The 18364-nt window shown below is 68.6% G+C and carries 17 protein-coding genes; 9 read left to right on the top strand and 8 right to left on the bottom strand.

What is annotated here, in order from left to right:
* The first annotated feature begins 196 nt into the window (after positions 1-196).
* From AC1RJ5_RS14485 to AC1RJ5_RS14465, 5 genes are all read left to right on the top strand, one after another.
* On the top strand, positions 197-1318 hold the full coding sequence (locus AC1RJ5_RS14485; RefSeq protein ID WP_446745958.1) for a serine hydrolase: 1122 nt from the start codon (positions 197-199) through the stop codon (positions 1316-1318).
* A gap of 54 nt (positions 1319-1372) precedes the next feature.
* Positions 1373-2065 carry a 2OG-Fe(II) oxygenase gene (locus AC1RJ5_RS14480; protein ID WP_269573286.1) on the top strand — a complete coding sequence of 231 codons (693 nt, stop codon included), beginning with the start codon at positions 1373-1375 and terminating at the stop codon, positions 2063-2065.
* Positions 2066-2129: 64 nt separating this feature from the next.
* Entirely contained in the window at positions 2130-2747 is a 618-nt protein-coding gene (locus AC1RJ5_RS14475; protein ID WP_269573287.1) for a hypothetical protein, read from the top strand.
* 43 nt (positions 2748-2790) lie between these two features.
* The gene (gene polA, locus AC1RJ5_RS14470) at positions 2791-5547 is read left to right on the top strand and encodes a DNA polymerase I (protein ID WP_184163466.1); all 2757 of its coding nucleotides are present in this window, start codon (positions 2791-2793) and stop codon (positions 5545-5547) included.
* Positions 5548-5615: 68 nt separating this feature from the next.
* Positions 5616-7073, top strand: a complete 1458-nt coding sequence (locus AC1RJ5_RS14465; RefSeq protein ID WP_493114705.1) for a lipopolysaccharide biosynthesis protein — start codon at positions 5616-5618, stop codon at positions 7071-7073.
* A 34-nt stretch (positions 7074-7107) separates the two neighbouring features.
* Here AC1RJ5_RS14465 and purH read toward each other — a convergent pair whose 3' ends face one another.
* From purH to AC1RJ5_RS14440, 5 genes are read right to left on the bottom strand one after another with little or no spacing between them, the layout of a single operon-like run.
* Positions 7108-8679: a bifunctional phosphoribosylaminoimidazolecarboxamide formyltransferase/IMP cyclohydrolase gene (purH, locus tag AC1RJ5_RS14460; RefSeq protein WP_493113940.1), complete on the bottom strand. Its 1572-nt coding sequence runs from the start codon at positions 8677-8679 to the stop codon at positions 7108-7110.
* 41 nt (positions 8680-8720) lie between these two features.
* On the bottom strand, positions 8721-8927 hold the full coding sequence (locus AC1RJ5_RS14455; RefSeq protein WP_269573289.1) for a hypothetical protein: 207 nt from the start codon (positions 8925-8927) through the stop codon (positions 8721-8723).
* Positions 8928-10661, bottom strand: coding sequence for a heparinase II/III family protein (locus AC1RJ5_RS14450; RefSeq protein WP_342249272.1), 1734 nt, complete (start codon positions 10659-10661; stop codon positions 8928-8930).
* A complete protein-coding gene (gene rpe / locus AC1RJ5_RS14445) occupies positions 10658-11314 on the bottom strand; it encodes a ribulose-phosphate 3-epimerase (RefSeq protein ID WP_269573291.1) in 657 nt (218 codons plus the stop codon). The genes AC1RJ5_RS14450 and rpe overlap by 4 nt, the downstream gene beginning before the upstream one ends.
* 40 nt (positions 11315-11354) lie before the next feature.
* A complete protein-coding gene (locus tag AC1RJ5_RS14440) occupies positions 11355-12641 on the bottom strand; it encodes an RsmB/NOP family class I SAM-dependent RNA methyltransferase (protein ID WP_493113937.1) in 1287 nt (428 codons plus the stop codon).
* Between the two features lie 35 nt (positions 12642-12676).
* Here AC1RJ5_RS14440 and AC1RJ5_RS14435 point away from each other — a divergent pair, with 35 nt between their 5' ends.
* Positions 12677-12829, top strand: coding sequence for a DUF1674 domain-containing protein (locus tag AC1RJ5_RS14435; protein WP_184163449.1), 153 nt, complete (start codon positions 12677-12679; stop codon positions 12827-12829).
* A 277-nt stretch (positions 12830-13106) separates the two neighbouring features.
* On the opposite strand, the gene AC1RJ5_RS14430 is transcribed toward AC1RJ5_RS14435, so the two are convergent.
* The 3 genes from AC1RJ5_RS14430 to tsaD are packed head-to-tail and all read right to left on the bottom strand — an operon-like array spanning position 13107 to position 15639.
* Positions 13107-13643 (bottom strand): DUF1697 domain-containing protein, encoded by a 537-nt coding sequence (locus AC1RJ5_RS14430; RefSeq protein ID WP_493113934.1) that lies wholly within the window; start codon positions 13641-13643, stop codon positions 13107-13109.
* Positions 13640-14617, bottom strand: coding sequence for an NAD(P)H-dependent glycerol-3-phosphate dehydrogenase (locus AC1RJ5_RS14425; protein WP_269573294.1), 978 nt, complete (start codon positions 14615-14617; stop codon positions 13640-13642). The genes AC1RJ5_RS14430 and AC1RJ5_RS14425 overlap by 4 nt, the downstream gene beginning before the upstream one ends.
* Positions 14614-15639 (bottom strand): tRNA (adenosine(37)-N6)-threonylcarbamoyltransferase complex transferase subunit TsaD, encoded by a 1026-nt coding sequence (gene tsaD / locus AC1RJ5_RS14420; protein ID WP_493113932.1) that lies wholly within the window; start codon positions 15637-15639, stop codon positions 14614-14616. Before tsaD ends, AC1RJ5_RS14425 begins: the two co-directional genes overlap by 4 nt.
* Before the next feature lie 292 nt (positions 15640-15931).
* Here tsaD and hemC point away from each other — a divergent pair, with 292 nt between their 5' ends.
* From hemC to AC1RJ5_RS14405, 3 genes are read left to right on the top strand one after another with little or no spacing between them, the layout of a single operon-like run.
* Positions 15932-16846: a hydroxymethylbilane synthase gene (gene hemC, locus AC1RJ5_RS14415; protein ID WP_269573296.1), complete on the top strand. Its 915-nt coding sequence runs from the start codon at positions 15932-15934 to the stop codon at positions 16844-16846.
* Positions 16843-17511 carry a uroporphyrinogen-III synthase gene (locus tag AC1RJ5_RS14410; protein WP_493113930.1) on the top strand — a complete coding sequence of 223 codons (669 nt, stop codon included), beginning with the start codon at positions 16843-16845 and terminating at the stop codon, positions 17509-17511. The genes hemC and AC1RJ5_RS14410 overlap by 4 nt, the downstream gene beginning before the upstream one ends.
* Positions 17512-17542: 31 nt before the next feature.
* Positions 17543-18361, top strand: a complete 819-nt coding sequence (locus AC1RJ5_RS14405; protein ID WP_269573298.1) for a hypothetical protein — start codon at positions 17543-17545, stop codon at positions 18359-18361.
* The last annotated feature ends 3 nt before the right edge of the window (positions 18362-18364 follow it).

Below are 18364 nucleotides of genomic sequence, written 5' to 3'. Positions count from 1 at the left end.
GCGTCCGGTTTCCGCGATGTTCACGCTTCACCGCTACAAGACTGGCATTCGTCGCAACCCGGGATAGCGCGGCCTTTCGCGATACGCACATCCGCTACATGATTCCGAACGGGTAAAGGGTCGGGTAAAAGTGTTTAAGTTCGAGGACTTCTCGAGATTTCAACGGGCAGTGACGATCGCGGGCCTTGGCCCGGCGATGTTGGTCGGCTGCACGGTGCACGGGGATCCCTCGCTCGCGACCTTCGCGCCCGCCAGCTACGGCGTGAGCCTGGCCTTCCCCTGGGAAGGCAGCGCCAAGCCGACCGCAGCCACCTGGAAGCCGAGCAGGCCCGCACCGCAGGGGCTGGTCAGCGCGATCGACGGCATCACCCGCAATTTCGACGGCCTGGTCGGCGTGGCGGTGACCAATGTGCGGGACGGCTGGATCGTCACCTCGAACGACGCCGCGCGGCCGATGCCGCAGCAGAGCGTGTCGAAGCTCTGGGTCACCATGACGGTGCTCGACCAGATCGACCAGGGCAAGATCCGCCTCGAAGACCCGATCACCATCACCAAGGCCGACTTCACCCTGTTCCACCAGCCGATCGCCGCGCTGGTCAAGGGCGACCAGGGCTATACCACCACGGTCGGCGAGATCGTGCGCCGCGCGATGCAGATGAGCGACAACACCTGCAACGACAAGCTGCTCCGGCTGGTCGGCGGGCCGGACGCCATCCGCGCCTTCCTGGCGCGCAAGGGCATCACCGGCGTGCGCTTCGGCCCCGGCGAGCGCCTGCTCCAGGCAGGCACTGCCGGGCTGGAGTGGAAGCAGGAATATTCGATGGGCAACGCCTTCATGGTCGCCCGCTCGCGCCTGTCGCCGGCAGTCCGGCTCGCGGCCTACGAATCCTATGTGAAGAATCCGCCCGATGGCGCGGCGGCTGCCGGCATCTCGGTGGCACTCGCCCGGCTGAAGCGCGGCGAACTGCTGTCGCCGGCCTCGACCGCCTGGCTGATCCGGACGATGGATGGCGCCAAGACCGGGCGCTACCGCGTGCATGGCGCGGTGCCCGCCGGCTGGGTCTATGGCCACAAGACCGGGACAGGCCAGGACCTTGGTTCGCGCACCGCGGGCTTCAACGATGTCGGCATCCTCACCGCGCCGGACGGCACTTCCTATGCGCTGGCCGTGATGATCGGCGACACTCGCCGCCCGATCCGCGAGCGCCAGATGCTGATGCAGCAGGTGGCGCAGGCGATCGTCGCGCATCATGGCAGCACGCCGCCGGTGCAGGACACTGCCGATCCGGCGTGGAAGGCCTTCACCAGCGGCAAGTAAGTTCGGGCGCAAGCAGCGGAAGGCGCGCGGGGCCGCAACCCGCTACCCGGCGCCATGCTTGACCGTTTCGACTGGACCGCGATCGCCGCATCGCTCGACACACAGGGCTGGGCCGTGCTGTCCGGCCTGCTCTCTCCCGCCGAATGCGCCGGAACCGCCGCGTTCTACGATGCGGAAGCCGGCTTCCGCAGCCGGGTGGTGATGGCGCGGCACGGCTTTGGCCGCGGCGAATATCGCTATTTCGCCTATCCGCTGCCGGACATCGTCGCGCAGCTGCGGACCGGGCTCTATCCGCCGCTCGCCGCGATCGCCAATCTCTGGAACCACCGGATGGGAATCGAGCAGCGTTTCCCGCCGGCGCATGGAGATTTTCTCGCGCGCTGCCACGAAGCGGGGCAGCGCCGCCCTACCCCGTTGCTGCTTCGCTATGGTCCGGGCGATTACAACTGCCTGCACCAGGACCTGTATGGCGAACATGTTTTCCCGCTCCAGCTCGCGGTGCTGCTCTCCGCGCCGGGTGAAGACTTTACCGGCGGCGAGTTCGTGCTGACCGAGCAACGCCCGCGCATGCAATCGCGTGTCTCTGTGGTGCCGCTACGCCAGGGCGATGCGGTGGTCTTCGCGGTCAACCAGCGCCCAGTGCGCGGCAGCCGGGGCGATTACCGCGTGGCGATGCGTCATGGCGTCAGCGAAATCCGCGCCGGGCATCGGCATGTACTCGGGGTGATATTCCATGATTCGGTGTAATCTCGACTCGCCAGCGTAACGAAAGCGCCGGATAGTCCCTGAAACTTCCGGGGGAGCTCGTCGCGTGGATATCCGGCTCAACTTCATCAACAGATCGAACGACACCCACAACACGCAGGTACTGTTCTATTCGGAGAACCTGCCCCCTGCCCAAGCGGGTCCCGCAGCCGCCTGGAAGGTGATTCGCAATTGCGGGCCGGGCAGCAATCACCCCTTCACCGTTCCGGCGGCTTCGCAGATCAGCTATCTCGACAGCGACGGCAATTACACGCCGCGCCTGCCGGCCGAGCCCGGCCAGAGCTTCACAGCGACCTTCACCAATGCCGGTGACACGATCCAGATGACTGGTCCGGCGAGCAACCCCCAGGCAATCGAGCTGATCAATACCCTGCCGAGCGGAGCGATCACCGCGCAGATCTACAAGGACGGCAGGCTATATTCGGGCGGTGCCGTCATCCATCCGGGGGCAAGGGCCGAGTTCGTGCTGGAACCCCGGCTCTGGATCGGCACCTTCTCCCATATGACGCCGGCGGATTCGCCGGTTCCGATCAGCGTGGCGCAGGACAATAGCGAGATCTCGCTGCTCGGCATCGCCAGCGCCGATATCGTGATGACCGGCAGCGGCCCGGGCGACGAGGCCTCGCCCTTCCAGTTCACCCTGCAAAATATCGTAATGGCCTGAGGGGCTTTGTTCGGCGCACCGGCTCGGCTATCCCGGCGCGGCAATGCCTCATCTCTATCTCGTCGATGGCTCCGGCTATATCTTCCGCGCCTATCATCGGCTGCCGCCGCTCACCAACAAGCATGGCGAGCCGGTGGGTGCCGTCTATGGCTATACGACCATGCTGTGGAAGCTGGTCGACACGCTGAACAAGGCCGACGGCCCGACTCACATGGCGGTGGTGCTCGACAAGAGCGAGCACACCTTCCGCAACGAGCTGTACGACCAGTACAAGGCGCACCGCCCGCCGGCGCCCGAGGATCTCGTGCCCCAGTTCCCGATGATCCGCGACGCGACGCGCGCCTTCTCGCTGCCCTGCATCGAGGAAGCCGGCTGGGAAGCCGACGATTTGATCGCCAGCTATACCAAGGCGGCGCTGGCCCAGGGCTGGCAGGTGACCATCGTCAGCTCCGACAAGGACCTGATGCAGCTGATGACCGATCCGTCGGTCGACATGCTCGACACGATGAACAACCGGCGGCTGGGCCCGGCGGACACCGAGGAGAAGTTCGGCGTCGGCCCCGAGAAGCTGGGCGAAGTGCTGGCGCTGATGGGCGACAGTGTCGACAATGTTCCCGGCGTGAAGGGCATCGGCCCCAAGACCGCCGCCAAGCTAATCCAGGAGTTCGGCACGGTCGAGGCGGTGCTGGAGGCGGCACCGGCGATGAAGCCGTCCAAGATGCGCGACAATCTGATCGAGCATGCCGATATGGCGCGGCTGTCGCACCAGCTGGTGCAGCTCGCGAGCGACGTGCCGCTGCCCGAGCCGCTCGAGGATTTCGCGCTGCAGGGCATCCCGGATGCGCCGCTGCGCGCCTTCCTCGAGCATCACGGCTTCCGCACCCTGCTCAACCGGCTGTCGGCGGTGGCCGAGGCGCCGGTCGAGACGCATGAGACGCCGGGGCTGGAGGAAGACCCGCCCTGCAATCACGACGGCTATGAGACGGTCACCGACGAGACCGCGCTCGATCGCTGGATCACCATCGCCAGGCATCAGGGCTGGGTCGCGATCGATACCGAGACGACCGGCGTCGATGCGACGCGCGCCGAGCTGGTCGGCGTGTCGATGGCGCTGCACCCCAACCTCGCCTGCTATATTCCGCTCGGCCATGGCGGTACCGACATGTTCGCCGAGAAGCCGGTGCAGATCGATCGCTCGGTGGCGATCGCCAGGCTGAAGCCGCTGCTCGAGGACCCCGCGGTCCTCAAGATCGGGCACAATCTGAAGTACGACATGATCGTGCTGGGCCGTGTCGGGATCGATGTCGCGCCCTATGACGACACGATCGTGATGAGCTTCGACCTCGATGCCGGCCTGCACGGCCACGGCATGGACGAGCTGGCGGCGACGCACCTTTCGCACAGCTGCATCGCCTACAAGGACGTGGTCGGCACGGGGAAGAACCAGCTCGGCTTCGGCCAGGTCGATCTCAAGGCCGCCACCCGCTACGCCGCCGAGGATGCCGACGTCACGCTGCGGCTGTGGCGGCGCTTCAAGCCGCGGCTGGCCTATGAAGGCTCGACCCGCGTCTATGAGATGGTCGACCGGCCGCTGGTATCGGTGATCGCCGGCATGGAGCGCGAGGGCATCAAGGTGGATGCGCAGGTCCTCCACAAGCTCTCGACCGACTTCTCGCACCAGATCGCGGCGCTGGAGGAAGAGATCCACGGCATTGCCGGGTTCAAGTTCACCATCGGCAGCCCGAAGCAGCTCGGCGACGTCCTCTTCGACAAGATGGGGATCAAGGGCGGGCGCAAGGGCAAGTCCGGCGTCTATTCGACGGACGTCAACGAGCTCGAGCGGATCGCGGCGGACAAGGATTCGCCGGGCCGCGAGATGGTGCTCAAGGTGCTCGACTGGCGCCAGCTCACCAAGCTCAAGTCGACCTACACCGATGCGCTGCAGGCGCAGATCAATCCGGCGACCGGCCGCGTGCATACGAGCTATTCGCTCACCGGCGCGCAGACCGGGCGATTGAGCTCGACCGACCCCAATCTCCAGAACATCCCGATCCGCACCGAGACCGGGCGGCAGATCCGCGATGCCTTTGTGGCGGAGCCGGGCAATGTCATCCTCTCGGCCGACTATTCGCAGATCGAACTGCGGCTGGCCGCGCATATCGCCGACGTGCCGGCGCTGCGCGAAGCCTTCGAGCAGGGCGAGGACATCCACAACCGTACCGCGATGGAGCTGTTCGGCGAAGTGAACCGCGACACCCGCGGCCGCGCCAAGACGATCAACTTCGCGATCCTCTACGGCATCTCGCGCTGGGGCCTGGCCGGGCGGCTCGACGTAACGCCCGACGAGGCGCAGGCGATGATCAACCGCTATTTCGAGCGCTTCCCGGGGATCAACCGCTACATCGCCGACACGCTGAGCCTCGCCAAGGAGCGCGGCTACACCACCACTTTGTTCGGCCGGAAGACGCACTTTCCGCGGCTCAAGGCCTCCAACCCGAACGAGCGCGCCGGCAGCGAGCGCGCGGCGATCAATGCACCGATCCAGGGCACCAGCGCCGACATCATCAAGCGCGCCATGGCGCGGATGGGCCCGGCCCTGCTCGAAGCGGGGCTGCCCAATGTGAAGATGCTGCTCCAGGTGCATGACGAACTGGTGTTCGAGCTGCCCGAGGGGGATGTGGAGGCCGCCAAGCCGGTCATCCAGCGGGTGATGGCGACCGCGGCCGAGCCGGCGGTGAAGCTGACCGTGCCGCTCGGCGTCGAGATCGGCGTGGGCCCGAGCTGGGGCGCGGCGCATTGAGCGAGGCCGTGATCGCGCCTTCGGGCGGTGAGGACATCAATGCGCTCGCCAAGGGCGGGCGGACCAACATGCTGGGCTTCATCATCCGGCTGGTCGCGCGCCTGCCCTTCCTGTTCATCGCGGGCCGCGCCTATGGCCCGGACATTGTCGGCCGCTACGCGATCGCGGTGCTGGTGATCGAAGTCGCCGCGCTGCTCGCCACGCTCGGCCTCAAGCGCGGACTGGCCCAGGCGCTGGCCCGCACCGACCGGCCCCATGCCCATGTCGTATGGGACGCGATGGTGGTGGCGCTGATCGCCTCGCTGATCGCCAGCGGAGTGCTGGTCCTCTTCCCCCAGGCGATGTTCCCCAACAGCCCGGTGACCGGGCTCGAGCCGCTGCTCGCGCTGGTGGTGCTGTGCCCGGCCCTGTCCGACGTGGCGCTCTCGGCCTGCGCCTATCGCCACAATATCGGCGCCGCGGTGACCGCGCGGGCAATCATCGAGCCCTGGACGATCAGCATCGCCGCCTGGGGCTTCTCCTATGTCTCGGCACGCGATGGGCTGCTTTACGCCTATGCGCTGTCGATGATCGCCGCGCTTGGTGCCTCGATCGTGCCGTTCGTCAAGGATTACGGCCTGCCGCATGGCTGGCGTCCGCGGCCCTCCTCGATCTGGGGGCTGGCGCGCGCCAACGCCCCGCTCGCCGGAGCCGACGCGATCGAATGGGCGACGCGCAATGTCGATCGCTTCATCCTCGCGCTGCTGTTCAGCCCGGCGGTGGTCGGCGTCTATTACATGGCGCAGCAGGTCGCCTCGGTGCCGCAGCGGCTCAAGTCGAGCTTCGATCCGATCCTGGGGCCGGTCGTCACCAAGGCGCTGGCCGAGGACGACAAGGTGGCGGTGGCCAAGCAGGTCCGCCAGGTCGGCTTCTGGGTAACCAGCGCGCAGGCGGCACTCGCCGTGATGTTCTCGATCCCCGCCGAGGGCGTGATGGGGCTGATCGGCAAGGAGTTCGTGATCGGCGCGGGTGCCCTGTGCATCCTGCTCGTCGCCGAGGTGCTCGCCTCGACCGGCGCGGTCTGCGAGACCGGGCTGGTCTATATCGCCCGGCACAAGAACCTGGCGATCTCGGTCTGCGTGCTGCTGCTGCAGATCGTGCTGAGCTTCGTGTTCGTGGTGGTGGCCCGCGAAGAGGGCTGGTCCGAGCCGATCCAGGCCGCCGGTCCCGCATTGGCGCTGGCGGTGTCGCTCACCATCGGATCGGCGGTGAAGGCCGCCCTGCTCTACCGCCTTACGGGTGCGCCGGTCGTATCCATCCGGCCGAGTTTCTTCGCGGCGATCGCGATCGCCTGCCTGGTCGGCGGCGCGTTCACTTCGTTGCCCAAAAGCGCCGAATGGGCCGAGCTGAGCTTCGGCATGCCGGCGATCCTGATCACCTATCTGTTCGTGATCATCAAGTTCGGCTTCGGCCCCGAGGACAAGGCGCTGTTCCGCAAGATGCCGCGCGCGGGCGAAGCGACGCTGCCGACCGAAGAGAAACTGTAAGCCCCCTCCCCCGAAAGGGAGGGGGGAGATCGGATCAGTGCCGGAAGTGGCGCATGCCGGTGAAGATCATCGCGAGGCCGGCTTCGTCGGCAGCGGCGATCACTTCGTCGTCGCGGATCGAGCCACCCGGCTGGATCACCGCGGTCGCACCGGCTTCCACCGCGGCCAGCAGGCCGTCGGCGAAGGGGAAGAAGGCGTCCGAGGCTACGGCCGAGCCGATCGTGCGGCTTTCGTCCCAGCCTGCCTTCTCGGCGGCGTCCTTGGCCTTCCAGGCTGCGATGCGGGCGCTTTCCAGACGGTTCATCTGGCCGGCACCGACGCCCGCGGTCGAGCCGCCCTTGGCATAGACGATCGCGTTCGACTTGACGTGCTTGGCCACCGTCCAGGCGAACAGGCAGTCGGCGAGTTCCTGCTCGGTCGGCTGGCGCTTGGTAACGACCTTGAGGTCGCCCGCGTCGATCCCGCCATTGTCGCGGCTCTGGACCAGCCAGCCGCCGGTGATCGACTTGGCCATCAGGCCCGGGCGCTTCGGATCGGGCAGGCCGCCGGTGAGCAGCAGGCGCAGGTTCTTCTTGGCGGCGAACAGCGCGAGCGCCTCCTCATCGGCCCCCGGCGCGACCACGACTTCGGTGAAGATCGAGGTGATCTGCTCGGCCGTAGCGCGATCGAGCGGGCGGTTGACCGCGATGATGCCGCCGAACGCCGAGACGGTGTCGCAGGCAAAGGCAGCCGCATAGGCCTCGGCCAGCGTGTCCGCGCTCGCCACGCCGCAGGGATTGGCGTGCTTGACGATCACCACGCTCGGCGGGCCATCACGGAATTCGCTGATCAGCTCTAGCGCCGCGTCGGCGTCGTTGTAATTGTTGTAGCTCAGCTCCTTGCCCTGCACCTGGCGCGCCTGGCCGATGCCCTGCGCCGCCGGGCCGGTCGCGGCATAGAAGGCGGCCGACTGGTGCGGGTTCTCGCCATAGCGGAGCGCCGCGCCGCGCTTGAGGCTGAGGTTGAGCATCTCGGGGAAGGCCTCGCCCTGATCGGCGAAGGCGAACCAGCTCGAGATCATCGAGTCATAGGCGGCGGTGGCGGCATAGGCCTTGGCGGCGAACTTGCGGCGCTGCTCGAGCGTCGTCGTGGCACCGTGCACCAGCGGATAATCGGCCGGATCGGTGAGGATCACGACGCTCTCATGGTTCTTCGCGGCCGAGCGGACCATCGACGGGCCGCCGATATCGATATTCTCGATAATCGTCTCGCGATCGGCGCCGCGCGCCACGGTCTGGGCGAAGGGATAAAGGTTCACCACGACGAGATCGATCGCGCCGATTTCATGCTCGGCCATCGAGGCCTCGTGCTCGGCATTGCCGCGCACCGCGAGCAGGCCGCCATGGACCTTGGGGTGCAACGTCTTCACCCGACCGTCCATCATCTCGGGAAAGCCGGTGAGATCAGAGATGTCGCGAACGGCCAGCCCGGCATCGCGCAGGGCAGTGGCGGTGCCGCCGGTCGAGACTAGCTCGACACCCTGTGCGGCAAGCGCGGTTGCGAGTTCGACGATCCCGGTCTTGTCGGAGACGGAGAGTAGCGCACGGCTGATCTTGATCTGGTCCATGCGGCATGCCCCTCTACGGATCAAGGCGGTGCTGGCAACCCCTAGTCGTCAAGTTCGACGCGGATGCAGGGGATAAAGTCGCCCCCGCCCTCATCGCGGCGGTGCCAGATTTCGACGACGTTATAGTGATGGAAATAGCCATCGGCCTCGATCGCAAGATATTCGCCGATACGGGGAAGAAAGCCGAATTCGCTGGTGAGGAACGGCTCAAGGTCGTCCTTGCCCTGGAATATCTCGACCCGCGCCACCTATTTCGCCCTGTGAAACAGCCAGCTCACATTGGCGCCGCCCGCCAGCGATTCACCGGTAATGACGAGCTGCTTGGTCGCCATCGGCTTGCCGGCGCCGTCGATCCAGATCGAATCCTCGAACGCCAGCGAACCGCCCTTGCAGCGGAACTGCCAGAGATGGCCGCTCGGCAGGCGCAGGATCGCGGCCTGCCCGTCCGCAGTCGGCGAGATCTCGACCTGGGGGGCGAGGTGGAAGCGGATCGCGAAGGGCGTGTTGGCCTTGCGCTTCCGCTTGTCGGCGGGGAGCAGCATGTCCTCGCCGCGCACGTCGCGCCCGTCGCCGCCCAGCGCGATCAACCGGCGATGGGTGAAGCCGAGGCGGCGAACATAACCGTCATGGCTGGCCTCGACCCGGCTGCCATTCTCGCTCTCGGTACGCGCCAGCTCGACTTCGACGACGCCGCGGCCAAGCGAGCCATCGGGATGAATCGCGGTGGAGTTGCTGTCGGCGAGCACCAGCGTGGAGTGCGCGGCAGTGGTCCGCAGCCCTTCGGTGAGCGCGTTCGGCAACGAAGCCGTCGCCATGTTCGCGCCACCGCAATTGACCACGATCCGGTGCGGTCCGTCGGAAAGCTCGAAGGCAAGCGTCGAGGCGCAACCGCCGGCGGCAAGCCGGGCGAGCGGCGGCGGGGCCGCATCGATGATCAGCACGGTGCTGCCGGCGTTCAGCCGCTGATAGCCCCATTCGCGCGCCTGCTTGAGCGGGCGGGTACGCACACCGGTCGCCTCCACGACCTGCTCGATCATCGCGCCGGAAACCGGGGCGCAGCCCTGCCAGCTGCCCAGCCCCTTGTCGCCATGGCAGACGCCGAGCAGCGCGGTGACCATGCGGTTCAGCGCCGAGGCGACAAAGGCGGGCGGCTCGAGCCGGCGCGCTTCATAGGCGTTGGACAGGATCGCCAGCAGCTGCACCGCGTCGAGCTGGCCCCAGGGCGAGCGGCCGACGGTGCCGCCATCGTCGAACATCGACTGTTCGAGCGCGCGCTTGAGCCCGGTCTCGCCGAAGGAGCGGCGCGGATCGCCGCCCGGGATCATCAGCCCGGCGACGAGCACGCCGCACCAGGCCGCGATCCGCCCCGGTCCAGGGGCGACGCGATCGGCGGCGCGGTCGAGGTGGCGCGCGCCCTTGGCGAGCGCGTGGAGCACCGAGGAGCGATAGACGAGGTCGTTGGCCGAGAGGATCAGCGGCGCATGCGCCGTCCAGGCGAGGATGCGCCGGCCGACCAGATCGGCCCGCCATGCCGGCTCGGAAACCTTGTCGCCATGTGCCGACAGCCAGCGCTGCATCAGCGCCTCGGCGATCGGCGCGGCGGTGACGCGGGTGGTGACGCTCGACAGGTCGCGCAGCCAGCCAAAGCCGTGGAGATACTCGCCCATCGCCACCGACCAGTCCGGCCGGGCGAAATCGAGACTGGCGATCGAACGCTGCTCGCCGCGGAAGCAGACGGCACCGTCGAGCAGGGCATTGCCGCGCTCGACATCGCCGAAGAACGGGTCTTCGCCAACCGCGATCAGCTTGAGGGGGTGCCGGCCCTTCAGGCGCATATTGTGGAGCGGGCTCCGCCAGGCGAGGCGCTGGAAATGTTCGGACAGCCGCTCGGCGAGGCTGAGGCCGCGCTCGCCGCCGGTGCGGATGAGCCGCTTGCCCTGCTCGACTCCGTCGGCCCCGGAGTCGATCGGTTGGTCATTCACCCGCCTCGTAGCGCGGCGATGTTCGCCGCGTACTGACCCGGCCCGCCGGTGAAGGTCGCGGTGCCGGCGACGAGTGCGTCGGCACCTGCCGCGATCGCGCGCGGTGCGGTCTCGCGATCGATGCCGCCATCGACCTCGAGGTCGATCGCGCGGCCGCTGGCATCGATCCGCTTGCGCAACTCGGCGATCTTGCCGAGCTGGCTCTCGATGAACTTCTGCCCGCCGAAGCCGGGGTTGACGCTCATCACCAGGATCAGGTCGATCATGTCCATGACATAGTCGACCGACTCCACCGGCGTGGACGGATTGAGCACCACGCCGGCGCGCTTGCCCAGGCCCTTGATGGTCTGGAGCGTGCGGTGGAGGTGCGGGCCTGACTCGGGATGCACCGAGATGCAGTCGGCGCCGGCATCGGCGAAGGCCTGGAGCATCGGATCGACCGGCGCGATCATCAGGTGGACGTCGAACGGCTTCGCGGTGTGCGGGCGGAGCGCCTTGATCACCGCCGGGCCGATCGTAATGTTGGGGACGAAATGCCCGTCCATCACGTCGACATGGATCCAGTCGGCGCCGGCGGCGTCGATGGCGCGGACTTCCTCGCCCAATTTGGCGAAATCGGCGGAGAGGATCGAAGGTGCGATGCGGACGGCCATGACAAAGCCTTAGGCACCCCGCGATTCGCGCGCAACCTTATCAGGCCATGCGGACCAGCCGCGCGATGAAGAAGCCGTCCAGCCCGCCGGCATCCGCCAGCATTCCCGGCAGCAACCGCAGCGTTCCATCTTCCTTCGCATGCACGCCCTGAGGCAGCTCCTCCGACGCGATCGGCGCAATTTTATATCGCGGGTCGCGCAGGAGGAAGGATTCGAGCTGCTCTTCGCCCTCCGACGGTTCCAGCGAGCAAGTCGCGTATACCAGCGTGCCGCCGGGCCTTACCCAATCGGCCGCGCGGGCGAGCAATTTGCCCTGCAGCTCGGCCATCTCGCGGATCAGGCTGGGCCGTACCCGGTGGAGCACATCGGGATGGCGGCGGAAGATGCCCGTCGCGCTGCACGGCGCATCGAGCAGGATCGCATCCACCGGCCCCGAAGGCGCCCATTTCAGGAGATCGGCCTCGACCACCTGCGCTTCAAGACCGGTGCGCTCCAGATTCTCGTGAAGTCGCGCCAGACGACTTTCCGACACGTCCACGGACGTCACCTGCCAGCCCGCCGCCGCCAATTGCAGCGTCTTGCCCCCCGGCGCCGCGCACAGGTCGAGCACCGTGCCCGCGCCCTTGCCCAAAAGCCGCGCCGGCATCGAGGCGGCGAGATCCTGCACCCACCAGTCGCCCTCGGCATAGCCGGGCAGCATCGCCACCGGCCCCTTCTCGTCGAGGCGGAGCTGGCCGGCGATCAGGCTGGTGCCGGGCAGATCGGGCACGACCGCGGGATCGCGCAGCGTCAGGTCGAGCGGCGGCGGCACCGCAATCGCGCGCTCGGCATCCTCGATCATCTGGTCGCCCCAGGCGGCGTGCCAGCGCAGCGCCACCGCATCGGGCAGCGCCGGCGGCTCGGGCAGGGTCACGCCCTGGCGGACCAAAGTGCCGAACACGCCATGGACCAGCTTGCGCGGACCGCCATCGACCAAGGGCAGCACGGTGGAGATCGCGGCATGGCCCGGCGTGCCGAGCGCCAGCGCCTGCACCAAAGCGATGCGCAAGGCGAAGCGCGCCTTGGCATCCTCGGGCAGCGCCTGCTTGGTCGCCGAATCGATCAGCGCATCGAGATCGGGCAAGCGGCGCAGCACTTCGGCGGCAATCGCATGGGCAAGCCCGCGATCATTGGGCGCGAGACCCTGCGCCGCCGAATCGAGCGCCTGCTCCAGCGCCAGCCCGCGCCGGAGCACCGCATCGAGCAGCTTCAGCGCCGCGCGACGGGTGGGGACGCCGGGGCCATCGGGCGCGGACTGGCGGGGATTGGGGCGACGTGGGGGCTTCACTTGACCTCGTGGATTGGAAGGACGATCTGCAGCCTATGGCCCAGCGCCCCGCAAATGTGAAACCGCCTGCGTATCTGACGCCCAGCCCGCCCGTGCCCAAGCCCGCGCCGGCGGAGAAGGAGCCCGATGCGCTCGACCCGACTCGCTATGGCGATTGGGAGCGCAAGGGTATCGCCGTCGACTTCTAGCATGTTCCCCGGCGAAGGCCGGGGTCCCGTTGCCATGTCGTTCGAGAGGTTCCCGCGCCATCGACAGTGCGCCGAGACTGGGCCCCGGCCTTCGCCGGGGAACTGGGCCGGGGAACTGGGTGGTGGCTGACCCAGAACTTCTTCTTCCTCTTCTTCCTCGTTATTCCCGCGAAGGCGGGGATCCATTGCCGCTGAATGCAGTGAGTCTCACCAAAACCAGCCAGAATGGATTCCCGCCTTCGCGGGAATGACGGAATTGGGAAGCAATTGAGGAAGGTTACTCCCCCAGCGCCGTCAGCAGCTTGAGCACCGTGTTCCAGTTGCGGCCGGTATTGGCGTGGGCGAGCTTGGCCTTCTGCATCGCGGGAATCAGGTTCGAGCGGGCCTGGCCTTCGGGGAAATCGGTGAACAGCTCGCGGCCGAGGATCACCATCCGCTCGGGGCCGTCATGGCTTTCGAGGAGCTTGTCGATCGCCGCCTGGCTTGGCGGTTCGCGGTGGAAGGTGACGACGAGAAAGCTCGGGCGCTCCTCGGCTTCCTTCGGGAAGGGGTTGGCCGCGACCAGCTTCTCCAGATCGGCGCGATTGCGGACATAGACATCGGACTTGAGCCCGGTCGCCTTTTCCAGCGCGGCATGGAGATCGCGCTCGAGTGCCTCAGGCGTGGCGTCCCCCGCTTCGAACACGACATTGCCCGAGGCGAGGATCGTCTTCACCTGGGTGAAGCCGAGCCCCTCGACCACGGCCTTCAACTCCGCCGATTTGAGCTGGCGCTTGCCGAGGTTGATCCCCCGCAGCATCGCCGCCCATTTCACAGCTTTTCCTCCCGCAAGGGGCGGCTGAGCAAGGCTTCGACCACCTTGGCCACCGGCGCGCCTTCGAGCAGCGCGTTGACCGCTTCGGTGACCGGCATATCGACTCCGGCATCGCGGGCGGCTTCGCGGAGGACGGGCGCGGTGAAGGCACCTTCGGCCACGGTCTTGCGATCGGCCATCAACTCGGCGGCGCTCCGGCCCTGCCCCAGCCCGAGGCCGAGCGAGAAGTTGCGCGAATTGGTGGAGGAGCAGGTGAGGACGAGATCGCCCAGGCCCGACAGGCCGGTGAGCGTTTCCGCCTGGGCACCGCGGGCCATGCCGAAGCGCGTCATCTCGGCAAAGCCGCGCGCGATCAGCGCGGCGCGGGCGTTGAGCCCGAGCCCGGCACCCTCGACCACGCCGCAGGCAATCGCGAGGACGTTCTTGACCGCGCCGCCAATCTCCGCGCCGACGACATCGTCCGAGCCATAGGTGCGGAAGGCCGGGCCGGCGAGGCGATCGGACAGGCGCGTGCGCAGCGCCTCATGCTCGCAGGCGAGCGTGACGGCAGTGGGCTTACCGGCGGCGACCTCGTGCGCGAAGGTGGGGCCGGAGAGCACCGCGAGCGGGGCATCGGGCGCGACCTGGTGCGCGACTTCGCCGACCAGCAGCTTGGTGCCGGCCTCGATCCCCTTGGCGCAGAGCACCAGCAGCGTGTTGCCGACCGGGGTTTCGGACAGGACCGCGCGGACATGCTGGGCGGGGGCGACGACCAGCAGCGCTTCCATGCCGGCCAGATCGGCGAGGTTGCCGGTGGCCCGGATGCTCGGGCTGAGCGGGACGTTCGCCAGGAACAGATCGTTGCTGTGGCGGGCGTTGACGCTCTCGACCACTTCCGGCTCGCGCGCCCAGAGCAACACGTCCTGTTCGCCGCGTGCCGCGACCTGGGCGAGCGCCGTGCCCCAGGCACCGCCGCCGATGACGCCAATCTTCATGCCTTCACTCCCGCACCACGGACCTTTTCCGCATCCGGATCGAGCGGCCAGCGCGGCCGCGCCGCCACATCGAGCGGATCGGTGAAACCCGCCAGGAAGCGCTCGGCTCCCGCCCAGCCGATCATCGCCGCATTATCGGTGCACAGCCAGAGCGGCGGCGCGACGAAGCGGAGGTTCCTTTCGGCGGCAAGCTGCTCGAGCGCGGCGCGCACCGCCTTGTTGGCGGCGACCCCGCCGGCGACGACCAGCGCGGTCGCGTCGACCTTGTCGATGGCGCGGCGGGTGCGATCGATCAGGCAATCGACCACCGCCTGCTGGAAGGAAGCGGCGATATCCTCGGCGCTGTAGAGGCCGACCTTGCGGGCGACGTCGCTCTTGAGGCCGGCGAAGGAGAAATGCGGCTCGGCCGAGCCGAGCAGCGGACGCGGAAGCGGCACCGCCTTCGGGTTGCCGAGCGCCGCCGCGGCTTCGACCGCCGGGCCGCCGGGAAAGCCGAGGCCGAGCATCTTGGCGGTCTTGTCAAAGGCTTCGCCGGCGGCATCGTCGATCGTGGTGGCGAGGCGCTGATATTTGCCGACGCCCTCGACCAGCAGCAGCTGGCAATGGCCGCCCGAGACGAGCAGCAGCAGATAGGGGAAGTGGAGATCGGGATCGGTGAGGCGCGGCGACAGGCCGTGCCCTTCGAGATGGTTGACCGCGATCAGCGGCTTGTTGCCGGCGAGCGCCAGCGCCTTGCCGGTGACCAGGCCAACCATGACGCCACCGATCAGCCCGGGACCGGCGGTGGCGGCGATCGCATCGACATTGGCGAGGGTGACGCCGGCTTCCTCGAACGCGCCCTGGATCAGCGGGCCGATCGCCTCGACATGCGCGCGCGCCGCGATTTCGGGGACGACGCCGCCATAGGGACGATGCGCGGCTTCCTGGCGCGCAAGCTTGTGCGCCAGCACCTGCCGATCGGTGGTGACCAGGGCGGCGGCGGTTTCATCGCAACTCGATTCGAGGCCGAGGATCAGGGCCATTGTGTTCTCTTCATGCTCCGTTGGTTGCGCATCTAGGGTGTCGCGGGGCGATTGTCGAAGTGGCGGGGGGATTTTGGTGGGTGTGGGGCGTCTTGTCCGCAGCGATCGTCATCCCCGCGCAGGCGGGGATCCGATTGCCGCTGCGTTCGGTGAATCTCACTGCGGCCAGCCAGAATGGATCCCCGCCTGCGCGGGGATGACGGTGGAGGGGTATACGCTTCAATATCAGCCGGGGAAGCAGTTTGGAGCAGCCGCTTCGACAAGCGGCGCATCAGCCGGTAAGGCATTTCGCATGACCGTTTTCAAACTCGGGACGCGGGGTTCGCCGCTGGCGCTGGCGCAGGCGAACATGGTGCGCGATGCGCTGATGGCGACGCATGGCCTGCCCGATGCCGCCTTCGAGATCGTCGTGATCAAGACCACCGGCGACAAGGTGCAGGACCGCGCGCTCGCCGAGATCGGCGGCAAGGCGCTGTGGACCAAGGAACTCGACCGGGCGCTGCTCGCCGGCGAGATCGATGCCTGCGTCCATTCGATGAAGGATGTCGAGACCTTCCGCACCGACATGATCGCGATCGCCGCGATGCTGCCGCGCGCCGATGTGCGCGACCGGCTGGTGGGGGCCGAATCGATCGACGCGATCCCGCAGGGCGGCGTGCTCGGCACCAGCTCGCCACGCCGCGCCGCCCAGGTGCGGAAACTGCGGCCGGACCTCAGGACGGTGCTGTTCCGCGGCAATGTCGATACGCGGCTGGCCAGGCTGGCCGCCGGCGAGGCCGATGCGACGCTGCTGGCGGCGGCGGGGCTGGCGCGGCTGGGACGTCATGACGTCGGCGTCGAGATCCCCACCAATGTGATGCTGCCGGCACCGGCACAGGGCGCGGTGGGCGTGGAAATCCGCGCCGACGACGCGCATGCCCGCGAGCTGGTAGGCGCGATCGACGATGCGGTGACGCATGGCTGCGTCTCCGCCGAGCGGGCGCTGCTCGCGGCGTTGAAGGCCGATTGCCATTCGCCGGTGGCGGCGCTGGCGACCATCGAGGGCGGCATATTGACGCTCGAGGCCGAGCTGCTGAGCGAGGATGGCACCGCGCATGTCCATGGCGCGATCGAAGGCGCGCCGCTCGACCATGACCTGCCGGCGGCACTGGCGCGCGACCTGCTCGAGCGCGCGCCCGAAACGGTGCGCCGCCTGTTCGAGGGATGAGCCGGCCGATCGCCGTGCTCCGGCCCGAGCCCGGCAACCGCGTGACCGCGGCGGCGATCGAGGCGGCGGGGCGGACGGCGATCCGGCTGCCGCTGTTCGCGGCGGCGCCGGTGGCGTGGGACGCGCCCGATCCGGCCGGGTTCGACGCGCTGCTGCTGACCAGCGCCAATGCGCTGCGCCACGGGGGCGGCCAGCTGGGCGGGCTGCTCGGGCTGCCGGTATATGCGGTGGGGCGGGTAACCGCCGAGGCCGCGGCGCGGGCGGGCTTCCGGGTGGCGCATGTCGGCGAAGGCGGCGCGGACGCGCTGGTCGCCGCGGCCGAGGCGGCGGGGGTGACGCGGGCGCTGTGGCTGGGCGGGCGCGAGGCGGTGTTGCAGGCGGGCGGCGTCGTGACGCGGGCGATCCCCGTCTATGCCAGCGCGCCGCTCGACGTTGCGCCCGGGCAGGCGGTGCGGCTGCGCGGCAGTGTGGCGCTGGTCCAGTCGGCGCGGGCCGGGGCGCGGCTCGCCGAGCTGGTGGCGCCCGACCACCGCGCGATCACCAGCATCGCCGCGATCAGCGCGCGGGCGGCCGCGGCGGCGGGCACCGGGTGGCGGCGGGTCGAAGTCGCCGGCGACATGCGGCCGGACACGCTGATCGCGCTTGCGCTGCACCTCGCCGATTGACCGGGCGGGTGCGGGCAGCGATTAAGGGCATATGAGCGACGAGACCCTCGCGCCCCAGCCGCGCGTGCCGTGGTGGCGGAGCGCCAGCCTGATCGGCACCATCGCCTTTACCGCCGGCATCGGCGTGAGCATCGGCGCGGTCGGCCTGGCCGGCGGATTTTCCCCGCGCGCGCCGGCGCCCGCGCCGCTGCCCGCGCCTGCCAGCGTGTCCGTGCCGGCGCTGCCGCCGGGCACCGATCTGGCGACGCTGGCGGCGCGCGAGACGATGCTGGCGGGCAAGCTCGACCAGATCGAGCTGCGCATCCGCGATTCGGAGGCGAGCTCGCGGGGGGCCGCGGCCTATGCGACGCGGGCGGAACGGATCCTGGTGGCCTTTGCGACGCGGCGCGCGATCGAGCGCGGCCAGCCGCTGGGGCCGCTCGAGGGGCAGCTCAAGCAGCGCTTCGGCGAGCGAAACGGCGAATCGGTCGCCGCGATCCTGCGCGCGGCGGCACAGCCGGTGACGCTGGAGGATTTGCGGCTCGCGCTCGATACGCTGGCGGTGCGGCTGGCGAACGATCCCAACGACAGTTTGTGGAACAAGGTGCGGCGGATGCTCGGCAACCTGGTGGTGCTGCGCCAGGCCGATACGCCGAGCCCGCTGCCGGCCGAGCGGCTGCGCCGGGCGCGGCGCGCGCTCGATCGCGGCGATGTCGAGGCGGCGCTGGCGGAAGTGGCGCACATGCCGGGCGTGTCGAGCGCCGAGAGCTGGACCGCGGCGGCGCGGCGCTATGTCGCGGCGCGGGTGGCGCTCACCGATATCGAGCGGGCGGCGATGGATACGCCGCCGCCTGCGCCCCCGGCGGGATAGCCG

It is taken from the genome of Sphingomonas sp. GW822-FHT03G08, from assembly GCF_058801135.1.
Note: the sequence above shows the minus strand (reverse complement) of the source record. Positions and strands in the feature narration are given on the sequence as shown.

Excerpts from the sequence above, each read along its gene's own strand:
- AC1RJ5_RS14435 (WP_184163449.1), top strand. The coding sequence starts at position 12,677 with ATGGCCCAGCGCCCCGCAAATGTGAAACCGCCTGCGTATCTGACGCCC.
- hemC (WP_269573296.1), top strand. The coding sequence starts at position 15,932 with ATGACCGTTTTCAAACTCGGGACGCGGGGTTCGCCGCTGGCGCTGGCG.
- purH (WP_493113940.1), bottom strand. The coding sequence starts at position 8,679 with ATGGACCAGATCAAGATCAGCCGTGCGCTACTCTCCGTCTCCGACAAG.
- AC1RJ5_RS14465 (WP_493114705.1), top strand. The coding sequence starts at position 5,616 with ATGCTGGGCTTCATCATCCGGCTGGTCGCGCGCCTGCCCTTCCTGTTC.
- AC1RJ5_RS14485 (WP_446745958.1), top strand. The coding sequence starts at position 197 with ATGTTGGTCGGCTGCACGGTGCACGGGGATCCCTCGCTCGCGACCTTC.
- AC1RJ5_RS14410 (WP_493113930.1), top strand. The coding sequence starts at position 16,843 with ATGAGCCGGCCGATCGCCGTGCTCCGGCCCGAGCCCGGCAACCGCGTG.
- AC1RJ5_RS14405 (WP_269573298.1), top strand. The coding sequence starts at position 17,543 with ATGAGCGACGAGACCCTCGCGCCCCAGCCGCGCGTGCCGTGGTGGCGG.
- AC1RJ5_RS14480 (WP_269573286.1), top strand. The coding sequence starts at position 1,373 with ATGCTTGACCGTTTCGACTGGACCGCGATCGCCGCATCGCTCGACACA.
- tsaD (WP_493113932.1), bottom strand. The coding sequence starts at position 15,639 with ATGGCCCTGATCCTCGGCCTCGAATCGAGTTGCGATGAAACCGCCGCC.
- AC1RJ5_RS14425 (WP_269573294.1), bottom strand. The coding sequence starts at position 14,617 with ATGAAGATTGGCGTCATCGGCGGCGGTGCCTGGGGCACGGCGCTCGCC.
- polA (WP_184163466.1), top strand. The coding sequence starts at position 2,791 with ATGCCTCATCTCTATCTCGTCGATGGCTCCGGCTATATCTTCCGCGCC.
- rpe (WP_269573291.1), bottom strand. The coding sequence starts at position 11,314 with ATGGCCGTCCGCATCGCACCTTCGATCCTCTCCGCCGATTTCGCCAAA.